Source organism: Lysobacter sp. CA199 (assembly GCF_052078715.1).
In the GTDB taxonomy this organism is placed as follows: domain Bacteria; phylum Pseudomonadota; class Gammaproteobacteria; order Xanthomonadales; family Xanthomonadaceae; genus Lysobacter.
This window is the reverse complement of sequence record NZ_JBQJIL010000024.1, coordinates 12,519-28,376: the sequence shown is the minus strand read 5'-3', so window position 1 is coordinate 28,376 and position 15,858 is coordinate 12,519. Positions and strand designations below refer to the sequence as shown.

Annotated in this window: 15 protein-coding genes and 2 pseudogenes; 8 read left to right on the top strand and 9 right to left on the bottom strand. The window is 68.2% G+C overall.

Features of this window, described 5'->3' with window-relative positions:
• Window positions 1-126: 126 nt before the first annotated feature.
• Window positions 127-981, bottom strand: a pseudogene (locus tag ACTOWJ_RS29065) (YifB family Mg chelatase-like AAA ATPase); the annotation flags it as partial.
• A 10-nt stretch (window positions 982-991) separates the two neighbouring features.
• Entirely contained in the window at window positions 992-1,258 is a 267-nt protein-coding gene (gene ubiK, locus ACTOWJ_RS29060; RefSeq protein WP_441338123.1) for a ubiquinone biosynthesis accessory factor UbiK, read from the bottom strand.
• A gap of 369 nt (window positions 1,259-1,627) precedes the next feature.
• Here ubiK and ACTOWJ_RS29055 point away from each other — a divergent pair, with 369 nt between their 5' ends.
• On the top strand, window positions 1,628-1,966 hold the full coding sequence (locus tag ACTOWJ_RS29055; protein ID WP_336093367.1) for a P-II family nitrogen regulator: 339 nt from the start codon (window positions 1,628-1,630) through the stop codon (window positions 1,964-1,966).
• A gap of 205 nt (window positions 1,967-2,171) precedes the next feature.
• On the opposite strand, the gene ACTOWJ_RS29050 is transcribed toward ACTOWJ_RS29055, so the two are convergent.
• A complete protein-coding gene (locus tag ACTOWJ_RS29050; RefSeq protein WP_441338122.1) occupies window positions 2,172-3,077 on the bottom strand; it encodes a LysR family transcriptional regulator in 906 nt (301 codons plus the stop codon).
• A 191-nt stretch (window positions 3,078-3,268) separates the two neighbouring features.
• Here ACTOWJ_RS29050 and ACTOWJ_RS29045 point away from each other — a divergent pair, with 191 nt between their 5' ends.
• The gene (locus ACTOWJ_RS29045; protein ID WP_441338126.1) at window positions 3,269-4,252 is read left to right on the top strand and encodes a YeiH family protein; all 984 of its coding nucleotides are present in this window, start codon (window positions 3,269-3,271) and stop codon (window positions 4,250-4,252) included.
• 232 nt (window positions 4,253-4,484) lie between these two features.
• Here the strand turns inward: ACTOWJ_RS29045 and speE are convergent, their stop codons facing one another.
• On the bottom strand, window positions 4,485-5,336 hold the full coding sequence (gene speE / locus ACTOWJ_RS29040) for a polyamine aminopropyltransferase (protein ID WP_441338121.1): 852 nt from the start codon (window positions 5,334-5,336) through the stop codon (window positions 4,485-4,487).
• A 278-nt stretch (window positions 5,337-5,614) separates the two neighbouring features.
• Between speE and speA the strand changes: the two genes are divergently transcribed.
• From speA to ACTOWJ_RS29025, 3 genes are all read left to right on the top strand, one after another.
• Window positions 5,615-7,504, top strand: a complete 1,890-nt coding sequence (gene speA, locus ACTOWJ_RS29035; protein WP_441338120.1) for an arginine decarboxylase — start codon at window positions 5,615-5,617, stop codon at window positions 7,502-7,504.
• Window positions 7,505-7,521: 17 nt separating this feature from the next.
• Window positions 7,522-7,776 (top strand): YciI family protein, encoded by a 255-nt coding sequence (locus tag ACTOWJ_RS29030; RefSeq protein WP_441338119.1) that lies wholly within the window; start codon window positions 7,522-7,524, stop codon window positions 7,774-7,776.
• 254 nt (window positions 7,777-8,030) lie between these two features.
• Window positions 8,031-8,909 (top strand): NAD(P)-dependent oxidoreductase, encoded by an 879-nt coding sequence (locus tag ACTOWJ_RS29025; protein WP_441338118.1) that lies wholly within the window; start codon window positions 8,031-8,033, stop codon window positions 8,907-8,909.
• A 162-nt stretch (window positions 8,910-9,071) separates the two neighbouring features.
• Here ACTOWJ_RS29025 and ACTOWJ_RS29020 read toward each other — a convergent pair whose 3' ends face one another.
• The 5 genes from ACTOWJ_RS29020 to radC all read right to left on the bottom strand — a co-directional run bounded on the left by ACTOWJ_RS29020 (window position 9,072) and on the right by radC (window position 13,381).
• A complete protein-coding gene (locus tag ACTOWJ_RS29020) occupies window positions 9,072-9,497 on the bottom strand; it encodes a hypothetical protein (protein ID WP_441338117.1) in 426 nt (141 codons plus the stop codon).
• Between the two features lie 308 nt (window positions 9,498-9,805).
• Entirely contained in the window at window positions 9,806-9,874 is a 69-nt protein-coding gene (locus ACTOWJ_RS29015) for a DUF6053 domain-containing protein (protein WP_441338125.1), read from the bottom strand.
• A gap of 79 nt (window positions 9,875-9,953) precedes the next feature.
• Window positions 9,954-10,841, bottom strand: coding sequence for an SPOR domain-containing protein (locus ACTOWJ_RS29010; protein ID WP_441338116.1), 888 nt, complete (start codon window positions 10,839-10,841; stop codon window positions 9,954-9,956).
• Window positions 10,842-12,530 carry an arginine--tRNA ligase gene (gene argS / locus ACTOWJ_RS29005; RefSeq protein WP_441338115.1) on the bottom strand — a complete coding sequence of 563 codons (1,689 nt, stop codon included), beginning with the start codon at window positions 12,528-12,530 and terminating at the stop codon, window positions 10,842-10,844.
• 176 nt (window positions 12,531-12,706) lie between these two features.
• Complete coding sequence (radC, locus tag ACTOWJ_RS29000) at window positions 12,707-13,381, bottom strand: RadC family protein (RefSeq protein WP_441338114.1); 675 nt, start codon at window positions 13,379-13,381, stop codon at window positions 12,707-12,709.
• 220 nt (window positions 13,382-13,601) lie between these two features.
• Here radC and coaBC point away from each other — a divergent pair.
• From coaBC to dut, 3 genes and pseudogenes are all read left to right on the top strand, one after another.
• A pseudogene (coaBC, locus tag ACTOWJ_RS28995) lies at window positions 13,602-14,818 on the top strand (bifunctional phosphopantothenoylcysteine decarboxylase/phosphopantothenate--cysteine ligase CoaBC).
• Window positions 14,806-15,132 carry a hypothetical protein gene (locus tag ACTOWJ_RS28990; RefSeq protein WP_441338113.1) on the top strand — a complete coding sequence of 109 codons (327 nt, stop codon included), beginning with the start codon at window positions 14,806-14,808 and terminating at the stop codon, window positions 15,130-15,132. The pseudogene coaBC and the gene ACTOWJ_RS28990 overlap by 13 nt, the downstream one beginning before the upstream one ends.
• Window positions 15,133-15,222: 90 nt before the next feature.
• The gene (gene dut, locus ACTOWJ_RS28985) at window positions 15,223-15,681 is read left to right on the top strand and encodes a dUTP diphosphatase (protein ID WP_441338112.1); all 459 of its coding nucleotides are present in this window, start codon (window positions 15,223-15,225) and stop codon (window positions 15,679-15,681) included.
• Window positions 15,682-15,858 lie beyond the last annotated feature (177 nt).

The window sequence follows — 15,858 nt, the reverse complement described above, 5'->3', positions numbered from 1 at the left end:
AGAAGTCATTCCCTTTCGGGAACTCTTTAAAGTCCATGTAAAGAGTCTGGCTTGGCCCTTACCTAGCGCAAATCTATCGCAGTCGCTTCTATAAGTGGAGTGTCGCCCCTATAGATGGCATTGACAGCCGCCGCCGACCAGGGCGACCGCGCTGGCGGTGTGGTGCGGCGCGCGGAACGGACGCTCGCGCCAACGCGCCGGATCCAGGCCCTGGGCATGCGCGGCGCGGCTGACCGAGGCGATCGCCGCGGTCTCCAGTGCCTCGATCTCGCTCGCTTCGGGCAGCAGTCCCGGCAGGCGCGAGGCCAGCAAGGTCTTGCCGCAGCCGGGCGGGCCGATCAGTAGCAGGTGATGGCCGCCGGCCGCGGCGATTTCCAACGCGCGCCGCGCCTGCGCCTGGCCGCGCACGTCGAGCATGTCCGGACCGGGCACGCGTAGCAGCGGCGGAGCGACGGCCAGCGGCAATGGTTTGTGGCCGCACAGCATCGCGCAGACTTCGAGCAGGGTGCGTCCCACGCGCGCTTCCACTTGCCCCGACAACGCGGCTTCAGCGCCGTTGCCCACCGGCACGATCAAGCGGCGTCCGGCTTGCGCGGCGGCGAGTGCGGCCGGCAACACACCGTCGATCGCGCGCAGCTCGCCGGTCAGGCCGAGCTCGCCGAGGAATTCGCCGTCGGCCAGCGGTTCCAGCGGAATCTGTCCGCTGGCGGCGAGGATGCCGAGCGCGATGGCCAGGTCGTAGCGGCCGCCGTCCTTGGGCAGATCGGCCGGCGCCAAGTTGACGGTGATGCGCCGCTGCGGGAATTCGAACTGCGCGCATTGGATCGCCGCGCGCACCCGATCCTTGGCTTCGCGCACCGCCGCCTCGGGCAGGCCGACGATGGACATGCTCGGCAAACCGCCGCTCAGGTGCACCTCGACCCGGACCGCGGGCGCATGGACCCCCGATCGCGCACGGCTGTGCACGAGCGCCAGGTTCATGGCGGGCGACTCAGTGCTGGGGCGTGGAGGCGTCGTCGAGCTGGGCTTCGAGCTCGGCGACGGCGCGTTGCAGTTCGTCCAGTTTCTCGCGCGTGCGCAGCAGCACGGCGCGTTGCACTTCGAACTCCTCGCGGGTGACCAGGTCGAGCTTGGCCAGTCCGGTCTGCAGCACGGACTTGAAGTTTTGCTGCATTTCCTCGCGGCCCTCGCGCAGGCCCGGCGGGACCAGCGAGCTGAGGCGGCGGGCGAGGTCGTCGATATGGTTCAGGTCGATCATGTAGAGAAAGCTCCTCCGGTGTTGGGGTCAGCTTGACCGCCGGACCGGTGCGACACCGTCGGCTGGGGCCGTGGCGCGCTGTCGGAAAAGTCCGAAGTGGATGACGCGGTCACTACATCACGGCGCCGCCGAAGCCCGCAAGCGTTCTCGGCCGCGCGCGCCGCGGTACTTCATTCGGCGTTGCAAGATCGTCCAACGCCGGCCGCGCAGGCGGTGTGAACGCCGTCCGACCGGCGGTCCGCCTGGATTCGATGCGACCCGATTCGGTACGGTTGGTCCGGCGCGACCGCCGTGTCGGCGCCGGCTAGGTCGCGGACCGGCGGCGCGCTATCCTGCGCGCGAATCGACAGGCGGTGCGGAGACAGACGAATGAAGATGGTCATGGCGGTGATCAAGCCGTTCAAGCTCGACGATGTGCGCGAGGCGCTGGCCGAGGCCGGCGTGGCCGGCATCACCGCCACCGAGGTCAAGGGCTTCGGTCGCCAGAAGGGTCATACCGAGTTGTACCGCGGCGCCGAGTACGTGGTCGACTTTCTGCCCAAGATCAAGCTGGAGGTCGCGGTGACCGACGATCAGGTGGACACCGTGGTCGAAGCGATCATGAAGGCCGCCGGCACCGGCAAGATCGGCGACGGCAAGATCTTCGTGTGGGATCTGGAGCGCGCGGTGCGGATCCGTACCGGCGAGATCGACGGCGACGCGCTGTAGTCTGCGGTGCCGAATGGCTAGCGTCGGATCTGCGCGTAGGTGCCGATTGCGCTGCAATCGGCTGGTTCGCGGTCGGGGCTGAAGCGCCCTCCCACAAAAGACCTCGCAGGCTGCGCGGCCTGTCGCAAGTACGAAGCATTTTGTGGGAGGGTGCTTCAGCCCCGACCGAGGTCCGGCAAGGATTCAAACACGGCGCGGCCTGCGCTTACTCGTCTTCGTCCAAGAACGCCTGCAGCGCCGGCGCGCGCGGGCGGTTGACCAGTTCCAGCCGGTACAGCGGACGGCTCAGTGCATCCTCGTCGCTGAGCGCGAGCGGGCGCACCCGCTGCATGGTGATCAGGTCGGCGACCACGGTGGCCGGCAGCAGGGCGATGCCGGCGCCGGCAGCGACCGCGCGCGCGATGGCTTCGTTGCTGCCGATTTCGATCACCCGCGCCGGTTCGATGCCGCGCGCGGCGAACAGCGATTGCGCCGCCTGACGCGTGCCCGAGCCGTGCTCGCGCAGCAGCCAGGTCTGCCGGCCCAACTCGGCGATCGACGCGCGCCGGCGCGCGCCGAGCGGGTTGTCGGCCGATGCGATCAAGCGCAGCGGCTCGCTGCGCCACAGGTTCGCGTCGATGCGCGGGTCGTCGACCGAACCTTCGACGAAGCCGACGTCGACCGCGCAATCGATCACCGCGCGGCTGATCTGCTCGGTGTTGCCGACGATCAACTCGGTCGCCAGCGCCGGATGGCGGCGCACGAACGGGCCGAGCTGCTGCGGCAGCCAGTACGCGGCGACGGTCGTGCTGGCGCCGATGCGCAGCCGGCCCTGGCGCAGCTCGACCCGGTCGCGCACGTCCTCGATGGCGATGCGCTCCAGGGCGAAGATCGCACGCGCGTGTTCGAACACCGCGCGCCCGTGTTCGGTCAGGGCGATGCCGCCCACGCCGTCGCGCACCGCCTTGCCGTCGTTGCCGGTGCGCTCGATCAGCGGCAGGTCGAGCTGGTGTTCCAGCTCGCGCACCGCCTTGGACACCGCCGACTGGCTGACGAACAAGGTCTCGGCCGCGCGCGAGAACCCCTGTTGCTCGACTACGGTCAGGAATACGCGCAGCAGGTGCAGGTTCATGCTATGAGTCCAGCTCATGGATAGTTGAATTATATGTATTGGACTCCCCGAATGCGCGGGCCTACCTTGCCGCCATTCCGCCACCGAGTCCTTGCCCCGTGTCCGCCCTGAACCCGATCTCGCCGGCTTCCGCCGTCCCCGCTCCCGCCGCGCCCCAGGGCGTCCACCGGCAGCGCGGGTTCTGGCACGGCCTGGGGTTGGCCGCGGCGATCGCCGCGGTGGCGATGGGGCTGGCCTCGCTGCCGGCGCTGCAGTCGTTCGGGCTCAGTGCGCTGACCCTGGCCATCGTGCTCGGCATCGCGATCGGCAACACGGTGTTTCCCTCGGTCGCGCCCGCCGCCGGCAGCGGCGTCGACTTCTGCAAGAGCACGCTGCTGCGCGCCGGCATCGTGCTGTACGGCTTCCGGGTGACGTTTCAGGAGATCGCCGGGGTGGGGTTCGCCGGCCTGGCGATCGACGTGGTCGTTGTGAGTGGCGTGTTCGGCCTGGCGACCTGGCTGGGTACCTCATGGCTGAAGCTCGACCGTGAGACCTCGATGCTGATCGGCGCCGGCAGCGCGATCTGCGGCGCGGCCGCGGTGATGGCGACCGAGCCGGTGGTGCGCGGCCAGGTCCACAAGGTGTCGGTCGCGGTCGCCACCGTGGTGGTGTTCGGCACGGTCGGCATGTTCGTGTACCCGTGGCTGTATCCGTACTTGGGGATGAGCGAGCACGCGTACGGCGTGTACGCCGGTTCGACCATTCACGAAGTCGCCCAGGTGGTGGTGGCAGGACGCGCGATCGGCGAGTCGGCCGCGTCGGCGGCGGTGATCGAGAAGATGCTGCGGGTGATGCTGCTGGCGCCGTTCCTGCTGATCCTGTCTTCGCGCATGGGCGCGCCGGCGGGCGAGGGCGGAGCGAAGTCGAAGATCGTGATTCCGTGGTTCGCGTTGTTGTTCGTCGCGGTCAGCGGGATCAATTCGCTGCATCTGCTGCCGGCGCCATGGAAGACGGCGATCATCCAGATCGACACCGTGCTGCTGGCGATGGCGATGGCCGCGCTGGGGCTGCGTACCCACGTCGGCGCGATCAAGCAGGCCGGCGCCAAGCCGATGGTGCTGGCGGCGGTGTTGTTCGGCGTGCTGACGGTGGGCGGCTATGCGCTCAACGTCGGTGCGGCGAAGCTGTTCGGATAGCCCCCTGTAGGAGCGGCGCGAGCCGCGACTAACCGAAGAGGTTCAATACCGCGCTGTGGACGAAGCGATATCGCCTCACGGTTGAATGCGCGCCTGGTGGTTTCGTACCTTCGGTTATGTCGCTTGCGTGCGTCGCTTCGGTTGGTCGCGGCTCGCGCCGCTCCTGCAGTCGGACTTCGATAAAAAAGCCCCGCAGTTGCGGGGCTTCTCGTGAGCGGCGGACGCGGGCGATTTACTCGCCCAGCGCCTGCGCCACGAACGCCGGCGTTGACAGCGCGCCGTGGTGGATGCCGGCGTTGTAGTACTTGTTGTCGAAGGTCTTGGCCTTGGCGTCGGCTTCGCGGAATTCGAAACCGCCGGCCTTGCGCGCCAGCGTGCAGCTCCACCAGCCGGTCGGGTAGCACGGCTGCGGGAACGGCAGGGTCTTGAAGGTCTTGAAACCGGCCTTGCCCATCTCGCCGCGCATTTCCTGGATCAGCTTGAGCAGCATCAGCGGCGATTCGGACTGCTGGACCAGGATGCCGTCCTCGCGCAGAGCGCGGAAGCAGCTTTCGTAGAAGGCCTTGTTGAACAGGCCTTCGGCCGGGCCGACCGGGTCGGTCGAGTCGACGATGACGATGTCGACGCTGTTCGCTGGGCGATTGGCCATGTAGGCGATGCCGTCGTCGAACAACAGCTGCGCGCGCGGATCGTCATTGCGGTCGCACAGCTCCGGGAACCACTTCTCGGCCATGCGCGTGACTTGCTCGTCGATGTCGCACTGCACCGCCTCGACCACGCCGTCGTGCTTGAGCACTTCGCGCAGCGTGCCGCAGTCGCCGCCGCCGATGATGACCACGTTCTTGGGCGCGGCGTGGGTGAACAGCGCCGGGTGCGACATCATCTCGTGGTAGAGGAAGTTGTCGCGCGTGGTCAGCATGACCGCGCCGTCGATCAGCATCAGGTTGCCCCAGTCGGTCGTCTCGTAGATCTCGATCTTCTGGAACGGCGATTGCACCTCATCGAGCTTGCGGGTGATGCGATAGCCGATGGACGAGCCGGTCGGCTCGAAGTTCTCGTAATGCCACTTGGCTTCAACAGTCATGCGCTTGCTCCTCTAAAGACGATATCGCTGGGTCGGCCAGCCAGGGGTTGGGGCGCGGGCGGGCCCGGCCGGCGGCACCCGGCGTGGGCCGGGCTTGGGGCGCGGATTGTAGCGGACCGATATGAACCTACGTCGCGCGGCAGCCTTCCGGCGGGCGATTTTGCCGATCCGGCCGCAAAGCCGCGCGCGGCGCGCGATCAACCCCGGTGATCGGCGCCCCCCTGCCGAACGCGGCCTGTAGAATGCGCCTTCCCCACACTGTTCCGGAAAACGCGCCGATGTCCGACTGGTCGCTCGATCAGGCCCGCAAGACCTATTCGATCCCGCATTGGTCCGAAGGCTACTTCGATATCGACGGCGCCGGCCGCATCGTGGTCAAGCCGCGCGGCGAGCGCGGGCCGACCGTGGCGCTGCCGGAGGTGGTCGACGCCGCGCGCGCGGCCGGCGCCAAGCTGCCGATGCTGGTGCGTTTCCCGGACATCCTCGGCGACCGCCTGGGCAAGCTGCAGAGCGCGTTCGCCCAGGCCATGCAGGACTGGGATTACCCCGGCGGCTACACCGCGGTCTATCCGATCAAGGTCAATCAGCACCAGGGCGTGGCCGGCACCTTGGCTTCGCACGCCGGCGAGGGCTTCGGCCTGGAAGCGGGCAGCAAACCTGAATTGATGGCGGTGCTGGCCCTGAGCCGGCCGGGCGGGTTGATCGTCTGCAACGGCTACAAGGACCGCGAGTACATCCGCCTGGCCTTGATCGGGCGCAAGCTCGGCATGGAAACCTACATCGTCGTCGAGAAGCCGTCCGAGCTGCAGTTGGTGTTCGAGGAAGCCAAGGCGCTGGGCGTCAAGCCGGGCCTGGGCGTGCGCATGCGGCTGGCCTCGCTGGGCGCGGGCAAGTGGCAGAACAGCGGCGGCGACAAGGCCAAGTTCGGCCTGAGCCCGCGCCAGGTGCTGGACCTGTGGAAGCAGTTGCGCGACAACGGCCTGCAGGACTGCCTGGGCCTGCTGCATTTCCACATGGGCTCGCAGATATCCAACGTGCGCGACATCGCCAACGGCATGCGCGAGGCCACGCGCTACTTCGTCGAACTGTCCAAGCTCGGCGCCAACGTGCGCTACATGGACGTCGGCGGCGGCCTGGGCATCGATTACGAAGGCACCCGTTCGCGCAGCTATTGCTCGATCAATTACGGCGTCAACCAGTACGCGTCGAATATTGTTCAACCTCTGGCGGAAGCGTGCCAGGAATACGGCCTGACCCCGCCGCGCATCGTCACCGAATGCGGCCGCGCGATGACCGCGCACCACGCGGTGCTGGTCGCCAACGTTTCGGAAATCGAGGAAGCGCCGGAAGGCCGCGTGCCGCCCTTGCACGAGGACGAGCCGGCGGTGATCCGCCATCTGCGCGAGATCCACGACGAGCTCGACCTGCGTCCGGCGGTAGAGCTGTTCCACGAAGCCCAGCACCACCACGGCGAAGGTCTGTCGCTGTACGCGCTGGGCCAGATCGATCTGACCCAGCGCGCGCGCATCGACGATCTGTTCTACGCCATCGCCCACGCGGTGCGCGCACGCCTGGACGTGGGCGAGAAGAGCCATCGCGATTTGCTCGACGAACTCAACGAGCGCCTGGTCGACAAGTACTTCGTCAACTTCAGCGTGTTCGAGTCGATGCCGGACGTGTGGGCGATCGATCAGGTGTTCCCGATCGCGCCGATCGAGCGCTTGAACGAAGTGCCGGACCGGCGCGGCGTGATCGCCGATCTGACCTGCGATTCGGACGGCAAGATCGACACCTACGTGGAAACCGAGGGCCTGGACAGCTCGCTGCCGCTGCACGCGCTCAAGCCCGGCGAGAGCTACCGGCTGGGTTTCTTCCTGGTCGGTGCGTACCAGGAAATTCTCGGCGACATCCACAATCTTTTCGGCGACACCGACGCGGTGGAAGTGCGGGTCGACGGCGACGGTTATCGCCTGGCGCAGCAGCGCCGCGGCGATACCACCGACGTCATGCTCGATTACGTGGGCTACAAGCTCGAGGATCTGCGCGCGTCGTATCGCGGCAAGGTCGCCGCGGCGGATCTGCCGGCCGACGAGGCGCAGCGTTTGAACGAGGCCCTGGAAACCGGTCTGACCGGTTATACCTATCTCAGCGACGCGCCCTTGGCTTGAGCAGGCAAACGGGACTTATGAATCGTTACCTGGTCATGGCCATGCGCCTGCCGCAGTTCGATACCGATCAGATCGGGCCGCATCGCGAATTCCTCGACGCCCTGCGCGAGCAGGGCCGGCTGGAGCTGGCCGGCGGCTTTTCCGACAAAAGCGGCGGCGCCTACGTGCTGCGCGCCAGCGACTTGGACGAGGCGCGGGTGCTGGCGTTCGGCGACCCGCTGCACCTCACGGGTTCGTCGCGGATCGATGTGTACGAATGGCAGGCCGCCTGAGCGCCCGCTGAGGCCGCTGGGCGCTCGCCGGCTCACGCGGCCGGCCTCGCGGCGTTGATGAAACGTGGCGGGCACTGGCGCCGGGGCAAGATAAACAGGGGATTCACGGTCGCGGACGGGCGCAAGCGCGTCGTCGCGCGATCGGCCCGGTCGCGAACGAGCGGCCCGGTTCGCGATATCGGTCGCGCGCTCGGCGCGGCGATGCCGCATCATGGTTGGGTAACACTTAACGCCCGAACGGGCAGAAGGTCGAAATGAAAGCAGGGGTGATCGGTCTGGGAGCAATGGGCGCGCCGATGGCGCGTTACGTGCATGGCAAAGGAGTGCTGACCGCGGTCGGCAACCGCACCCAGGCCAAGGCCGACGCGTTGGCGTCGGAATTGGAAGTGCGCTCGGCGCGCTCGGCGGCCAACTTCGCCGATTGCGACGTGGTGATCCTGTGCGTGTCGCTCGACGCGGACGTGCTGGAGAACGTGGCCGCGTTGGCCGAGGTGCTCAAGCCCGGCGCGATCGTGGTCGATCACTCCACCGTCTCGATCGAAACCGCGCGTCGCGCCGCGGCGATGCTGGCCGTGCACGACATCGGTTTCCTCGACGCGCCGGTGTCCGGCGGCGTGGAGGGCGCGCGCAACGGCAAGCTGTCGATCATGGTCGGCGGCGACGCGGCGCAGCTCGAACGGGTCAGCGAGGTGGTCGGCAGCTACGCCGCGCGCATCACCCACATGGGCATCACCGGCGCGGGCCAGGCGACCAAGGCGATCAATCAGATTCTGGTCGCGGGCATCAACGAAGCGGTCTGCGAAGGCCTGGCGCTCGGCGAAAAGCTGGGCCTGGAGCCCGAGCGCCTGTTGTCGACGCTGATGGCCGGCGCTGCCAGCAATTGGTTCCTCGACAAACGCGGCTTGACCATGCTGCGCGACGAGTTCGCACCGGGTTTCAAGTGTCTGCACATGCTCAAGGATCTGCGCATCGTCCAGGGTATCGCCCGCGACAGCGGCATACGCACCAACACCATCGATCAGGCCGCGGCCGATTACGCCGAACTGATTGAGCGCGGCTACGGCGAGGCCGATACTTCGGCATTGATCGCGCTCAAGCGCGCGCGCGCGGCGGTGGAGAGCGACGCGGCCTGAGCAATGCGGGCCGCGGAGAGTCGCTGCGGCGGCGTGGCGATACGCGGGCGTTCAAGCGATCGGCGACGGCGGCATCCGATGCGGATGCCGCCGTTTTTCGTTTCGGGGCCGGCAATGCGGACGCGGTAGGACCGACGTTCGCGCAGACGCCCGGCGAACGGCTCAGCGCATCGAGAGTCCGTCGCGCGGGCGGCCGAGCCGCTCGCCGAGCCGTTGGCCCAGCAGGGCGCCGGCGAACGCGGCGACCAGGGTCAGGACGATGGCCACGGCGTTGAACTTCAACGCGCCGACCATCGTACGCATCGGCAGCGGACTGTCGGGCAGCGCCATCGACACCACCGCGAACAAGGTCAAGGCCCACATCAGCACCATCAGCAGCAGGGCGATCCAGCGGAAGTGCGCGTGTTGCGCGATCGCGCCGCCGATGGCCATGGCGATCAACGCGGCGAACACATCGATCAAGGGGATCGCGCCGGCGCCAGTATCGATCGCCTGGCGGGCGTCCAAGCCGAGCAGCTTGGTGAACAATCCGAACAGCAACAACATGGCTGCTGCGCTCAGGCAGCCCAGAAGAATGCGCTTGTCCATCCCATCCCCAACGACTTCTATCAGCCGGCGGAGTCTAATGGCTGGCCGCCGCGACGCAGGGTGACCGGCGTCGCGCTGCCGCCGCCGACCCGGTCGGAAGGCAGCACCGGGCCGACGCGCGGTTGCACGAAATCGGGCGTCCGGGTTGCATCGCCCGGCGGCGTCGCGCGGTGGCGGTCGGGCGGGGTTTCGTCGAAGCCTTCGTGCGGCGGCTTGGGGCGGATCGCTTCCGGTCGGCCGTCGCGGCCGGAAACGAAAACGCCGGGCCCGAAAGTTCTCCCACAAAAGCCGGGTCGGTGGCATGCGCATCACAGGCGGAGCGCTCTTGTGGGAGGGCCTTCAGGCCCGACGCTTTTCGATACGCCCGGTTGATCGATCCAGGTGATCCGATAGGCAACAAAAAGGCCGGGCTGTCGGCCCGGCCTTCATGAGCTGTCGCGCAGGCGAGAGGGCGGCTTACTGCACCTTGATCGCCATTCCCGGCAGGCCGCCGTCGGCGAGCTTGCGCTTGGCGTCGGCCAGGTCGCCGGCGGTGCCGTACGGCCCCATCCGCACCCGGTAGACCGTCTTGCCGCCGATCTGCGCCGATTCCACCCGCGCCCCCAGGCCGAGCATCGCGATCTTGGCCTTCATCTCCTCGGCCTGGCCGGAGGCCTGGAAGGCGCCGGCCTGAAGCACGTAGGGGGTGTTGTCGTTGGCGGCGGCCGTCGCGGTGGCCGCCGCGGCCGGAGCGGTCGGGGCTGGGCCCTGGGTCGCGGTCAAGGCCGGCGACTTGGTCGTGGCCGGGTTCGCCGGCGACGTGGCGCTGGCGACCTGGACCGGCGGTTGCGTCGGGGCGATGGTGTCGACCGGCTTGGGCAGGCTGGCCGTGGCCGGCGCGGTGGCGGTCGCCGGGACGGTTGCAGCGGTCCCGGCCGGCGTCTTCTTCTGCTGGGCGGCGCGGCGCTGTTCTTCGGCGGCTTCTGTGGCGGCGATTTCGGCGTCGCTCATCTCCACCTCCTTGCCCGGCAGCAGGTCGTAGAAGGCGTAGTCGGTGCCTTCTTTGTCGTTCTTGCCGGCCTTCGGCGCCTTGGCGTCGGACCCGCCGGCGGCCGGCTTGGCGCCGTTGTTGCCTTCCGGCGCCACCGACTCTTCATCGGCGGTCGCCGCGGCCGGCTGCGCGTCGGGATTGGGCTGCGGACGGAAGAAGCCGTCGCCGCCGCCGTCGGATTTGAGGAACTTCGGGGCGACCAGGATCACCACGACTCCCAGCAACAGGCCGAGCACGCCCCAGGCCCAGCCGGGCAGGCTGTCGTTGTTCTGGTTGTTGCGCTTGGCCTGCGATTTTCCGCGTCGTGCTGCCACTTACATCACCTCCGGGGCTTTGATCCCCAATAGCTCCAGACCGTTCGCCAGGACCTGGCGGGTCGCCATCGCCAACACCAGTCGCGCGTGGCGCACCGGGGCGTCGTCGACCAGGAACTGGTGGTCGTTGTAATACGTCTGGAAGGTCTGCGCCAATTCCAGCAGATAAACCGCGATCTGGTGCGGTTCCAGGTCGCGCCCGGCCGCGGCGACCACGTCGGGATAGCGCAGCAGGGTCACGATCAGCTCGTGCGCGGCGACGTCGTTCAGGTCCAGCGCCTGGGCCAGGCCATCGGCCTGGTCGTAGGACAGTCCGCGTTCGGCCAGCTGGCGCATCAGGCCGTGCATGCGCGCATGCGAGACCTGGACGTAGTAGACCGGATTGTCCAGCGACTGCGAGCGCGCCAGATCGATGTCGAAGGTGAGCTGCGAATCGGGCTTGCGCGCGATCAGGAACCAGCGCACCGCGTCGCGGCCGGCTTCTTCGATCAGATCGCGCAGGGTCAAGTAACTGCCGGCGCGCTTGGACAGTTTCACTTCCTCGCCGCCGCGCATCACCGTGACCATCTGGTGCAGCACGTACTCCGGCCAGCCTTTCGGGATGCCGGCATCGAGCGCCTGCAGGCCGGCGTGCACGCGCGCGAGCGAACCATGATGATCCGAGCCGAGCTCGGTGATCGCGCGCTCGTAGCCGCGCTGCCACTTGCTCAGGTGATAGGCCACGTCCGGCACGAAATAGGTATAGGTGCCGTCGGACTTGCGCATGACGCGGTCTTTGTCGTCGCCGAAATCGGTCGAGCGCAGCCACAACGCGCCGCCTTCCTCGTAGGTGTGGCCGTGGGCGATCAGCTCGCGCACGGTCTCTTCCACCTTGTCCTGCTCATACAGCGAGCTTTCCAGGAAGTACACGTCGAAGCTCACGCCGTAGGCGGCCAGGTCCTCGTTCTGCTCGCGGCGCAGATAGGCCACGGCGAACTGGCGGATCGCATCGAGATCGTCGATGTCGCCCTTGCCGGTGACGGAATGGTTTTCGAACTCGACCGTGGCGCCGTCGAGATAAGCGCGCGCCACGTCGGCGATGTAGTCGCCGTTGTAGGCGTTCTCCGGCCAGCCCTCATCGCCCGGCGCGAGGCCGCGCGCGCGCAACTGGGTGGAGATGGCCAGGTTGTTGATCTGCACGCCGGCGTCGTTGTAGTAGAACTCGCGCGCCACGTCCCAGCCGTTGGCTTGAAGCGCGCGCGCGATGCAGTCGCCGATCACCGCGGCGCGGCCGTGGCCGACATGCAGCGGGCCGGTCGGATTGGCCGAGACGTATTCCACCCCGGCGCGGCGGCCGCCGCCGTCGCGGTTGCGCCCGTAGTTGGCGCCCTGGGCGAAGACCTCGCCGAGCTGGCGGCGCCAGGCCGCTTCGTCGATATAGAAGTTGATGAAGCCCGGCCCCGCGATTTCGACCTTGGCGACGTCGGCGCTGGCCGGCAGCGCGTCGAGCAGCTTCTGCGCGATTTCGCGCGGATTGCTGCGCGCCGGCTTGGCCAGCAGCATCGCGGCGTTGGTCGAGAAGTCGCCCTGGCCGCGGTTCTTGGGACGCTCGATCACGTAATCGGGCGTCGGAAGGTCGGCCGGGACGGTGCCGGCGGCGCGCAAGGCGTCGATGGCCTGCGCGACTAGCGCGTTAAGGGTGGCTTTCACAGGAATTCGCAGGGCATTACGGAACCGCGCATTTTACCTGGTTCCCAGGCGATTGCGCGGCGGGACCGCAGCGATCGAGGACCGAAAATAAAGGGGCCGCGGGCGCCGGCTATGCCCCGGCCTCTTACGCAACCAACCCTTCCCCGTTCCCCTTGTTCCCCATTCCCCGCCCTGCCTCACACCCAGCCGCGCGCCGCCATCGACACCGGTTTGCCGTCGCCGACCACGAAATGATCGAGCAGGCGGACCTCGACCAGTTCCAGCGCCTGTTTGAGCCGCAGGGTCACGTTGCGGTCGTCCTGGCTGGGCTCGGCGTTGCCGCTGGGGTGGTTGTGGCCGACGATCACCGCCGCCGCGTTGCGCTGCAAGGCGCGCCGCACCACCTCGCGCGGGTGCACTTCGGCGCCGTCGATGGTGCCGTGGAACATCTCCTCGAAGCCGATCACGCGGTGGCGGGTGTTGAGGAACATCGCCGCGAATACCTCGTGCGACAGTCCGCGCAGGCGCTGTGCGAAGTAGCGGCCGGCCGCGTCGGGATCGGTCAGCGCCGCGCCGCGCTCGAGTTCGGCCAACTGGCAGCGCGCGGCCAGTTCGAGCGCCGCCTTGAGGGTGCACGCGCGCGCCGCGCCGATGCCGCGCATGCGCATCAGCTTGGCCGGCGGGTGTTCGAGCAGGTCGCGCAAGGGGCCGTGCTCGGCCAGCAACTGGCGCGCGGTGCCGACCGCATCGAAGCCGCGCAGGCCCGAGCCCAGAATCAGCGCCAGCAGTTCGGCATCCGACAACGAGCCGCTGCCGTGGGCGAGGAGTTTTTCGCGCGGCCTTTCCGCGCTGGGCCATTCGTGGATTCTCATGGCCGTATCGTGCAAGCGCGGCCGCCGTGGCGGGGATCGGGGCGGACGGGTGCATCGGGTAAGCTAGTGACGCGAACGGGGGTAGGGATTTGCCGGGCGCCGTCGCGATCGCATCACGCGCTGCGTCGGACCCTGCAGCCAGCGATCCGCGGCCCGGTCCGCGCGCGCCCTGCCTTGACCAAGCAATCCAGTACGAAGCAACCAGCGAGCCCGGCCGAACATGGCGCAAGACTCAACCCAGCCGCTGCACGCCCAACGCATCTTGCTGTGCGTGTGCGGCGGCATCGCCGCCTACAAGGCCGCCGATCTGGTGCGCCGCCTCCAGGACGCCGGCGCTCAGGTGCGCGTGGCGATGACCGAAAACGCGACCCGCTTCGTCGGTCCGGCGACCTTCCAGGCGCTGTCCGGCCACCCAGTGCGGACTTCGCTGTGGGACGAGGCCGCCGAGTTGGCGATGGGACATCTCGAACTGGCGCGCTGGGCGCAGCGAATCGTGATCGCGCCGGCCACCGCCGACATGATCGCCAAGCTCGCCCACGGCTTCGCCGACGATCTGATCAGCACCTTGTGCCTGGCCTCCGAGGCGCCGGTAACCGTGGCCCCGGCGATGAATCACCGCATGTGGGGCCATCCGGCCACCCAGGCCAACGTCGCCACCTTGCGCAGTCGCGGCGTGAGTTTCCTCGGCCCGGCCTCAGGCCGCATGGCCGAACCCGAATCCGGCCCCGGCCGTCTGCTGGAACCGCTCGAAATTGTCGCCGCGCTGGCGCAGGTGAACGCATGAGCGGCGCCAGCCTCGCCGGCCGCCGTATCGTGGTGAGCGCCGGGCCGACCTATGAGGACATCGATCCGGTGCGTTTCATCGGCAATCGCAGCAGCGGCAAGATGGGTTTCGCGGTCGCCGAGGCCGCCGCGCGCCGTGGCGCCCAGGTGGTGCTGGTCGCCGGACCGGTCTCGCTGGCCACGCCCGCCGACGTGGAGCGCGTGGACGTGCGCTCGGCGCGGCAGATGCGCGAGGCGGTGATCGCCGCGCTGCCGGCCGATGCCTATATCGGCGCGGCCGCGGTGGCCGACTATGCGCCGGCCCAGGTCGCCCCGGGCAAGATCAAGAAGAAAGAAGAGCAGCTCACCCTGCAACTGGTGCGCACGCCCGACATCCTGGCCGAAGTGGCCGTGCACGCGCAGCGCCCGACCCTGGTGGTCGGTTTCGCCGCCGAGACCCACGACGTGGAGTTCTACGCGCGTGGCAAGCTGGAGAAAAAGCGCGTCGACCTGATCGCCGCCAATCGCGTCGGCGTGTCCGGCAGCGGCTTCGAGAGCGACGACAACGCACTGACCGTGTACTGGACCGACGGCGAACGCGCGCTCGGCCCGGCGCCGAAGACCCAGTTGGCCGACCAACTGCTCGACCTGATCCTGACGCGTTGGCCGGCCTGAGTGACCGAACACATGGATCGAACCGGCCGCCGATGAAGATATTCGTCACCACCGACGACGTGCTCGACGCGGTCCACGCCGTCATCCGCGATGGCTTCGCCGCCGTGCAGGGCCCCAAGGGCCCGGCGAAAACGTATTGCCATCGAGTTGTGCGCGCGCTTCACCGGCACGAAAAAGTGTTGCCGGCGATCGGCTTCGAGAGCGCGCCGAACCGGGGCTCGGTCTATGTGGTGTACGACGTCAATCGGTTCATGGCCGGCGAGGCCGAGCTCAGGCAGCGGATCGTGGCCTTGGACGCCGCCGCGCCGGGCTGAACCGCCGTCGCGCCGGCATCGGCCGGTGGCGGCCGTCGCAACGTCGCGCTTTGTTTTCTTTCGTCTCTGTGTCTGGACCCACTCGATCCGATGAACCACACCCTCGAACTGAAAATCCTGGACCCGCGTTTCGGCGAGCAATGGCCGCTGCCCAGTTACGCCACGCCGGCCAGCGCCGGCCTGGACTTGCGCGCGGCGCTGGATCAATCGCTGGTGCTGCATCCGGGCGACGCGGCGCTGGTGCCCTCGGGGCTGGCGATCCATCTGGGCGACCCGACCCTTTGCGCAGTGATCCTGCCGCGTTCGGGCCTGGGTCACAAACACGGCATCGTGCTCGGCAACGGCACCGGCCTGATCGACGCCGATTACCAGGGCCCGCTGCTGATCAGCGTGTGGAATCGCGGCCGCGAGGCTTTTACGATTCAGCCGGGCGATCGGATCGCCCAGTTGATGGTGCTGCCGATCGTCCGGGCGACCCTGCAGGTGGTCGAGCAGTTCCAGTCCAGCGAGCGCGGCGAGGGCGGCTTCGGCCATACCGGCGTGCGTTGAGCCCGGCTTGCCGGGCGCGGCCCGTTGCCTTGGGGGAGGCAGCTGGCATGCATCGTGCTAGGGATTCATCTAGCTGAGAATCCGCGGACGGCGTCGCACGTCGCGATCCGCGTCGCGAGGCGCAGTCGACGGTACGCGTCGTACGCGACAGGGCAGACTGGCCGGCATCGTCTTTCG

Coding starts and splice junctions, on each gene's coding strand:
- ACTOWJ_RS29030 (WP_441338119.1), top strand. CDS start 7,522: ATGAATCGTTACCTGGTCATGGCCATGCGCCTGCCGCAGTTCGATACC.
- ACTOWJ_RS29025 (WP_441338118.1), top strand. CDS start 8,031: ATGAAAGCAGGGGTGATCGGTCTGGGAGCAATGGGCGCGCCGATGGCG.
- ACTOWJ_RS29020 (WP_441338117.1), bottom strand. CDS start 9,497: ATGGACAAGCGCATTCTTCTGGGCTGCCTGAGCGCAGCAGCCATGTTG.
- dut (WP_441338112.1), top strand. CDS start 15,223: ATGAACCACACCCTCGAACTGAAAATCCTGGACCCGCGTTTCGGCGAG.
- speE (WP_441338121.1), bottom strand. CDS start 5,336: ATGACTGTTGAAGCCAAGTGGCATTACGAGAACTTCGAGCCGACCGGC.
- ubiK (WP_441338123.1), bottom strand. CDS start 1,258: ATGATCGACCTGAACCATATCGACGACCTCGCCCGCCGCCTCAGCTCG.
- speA (WP_441338120.1), top strand. CDS start 5,615: ATGTCCGACTGGTCGCTCGATCAGGCCCGCAAGACCTATTCGATCCCG.
- radC (WP_441338114.1), bottom strand. CDS start 13,381: ATGAGAATCCACGAATGGCCCAGCGCGGAAAGGCCGCGCGAAAAACTC.
- ACTOWJ_RS29055 (WP_336093367.1), top strand. CDS start 1,628: ATGAAGATGGTCATGGCGGTGATCAAGCCGTTCAAGCTCGACGATGTG.
- ACTOWJ_RS29050 (WP_441338122.1), bottom strand. CDS start 3,077: ATGAACCTGCACCTGCTGCGCGTATTCCTGACCGTAGTCGAGCAACAG.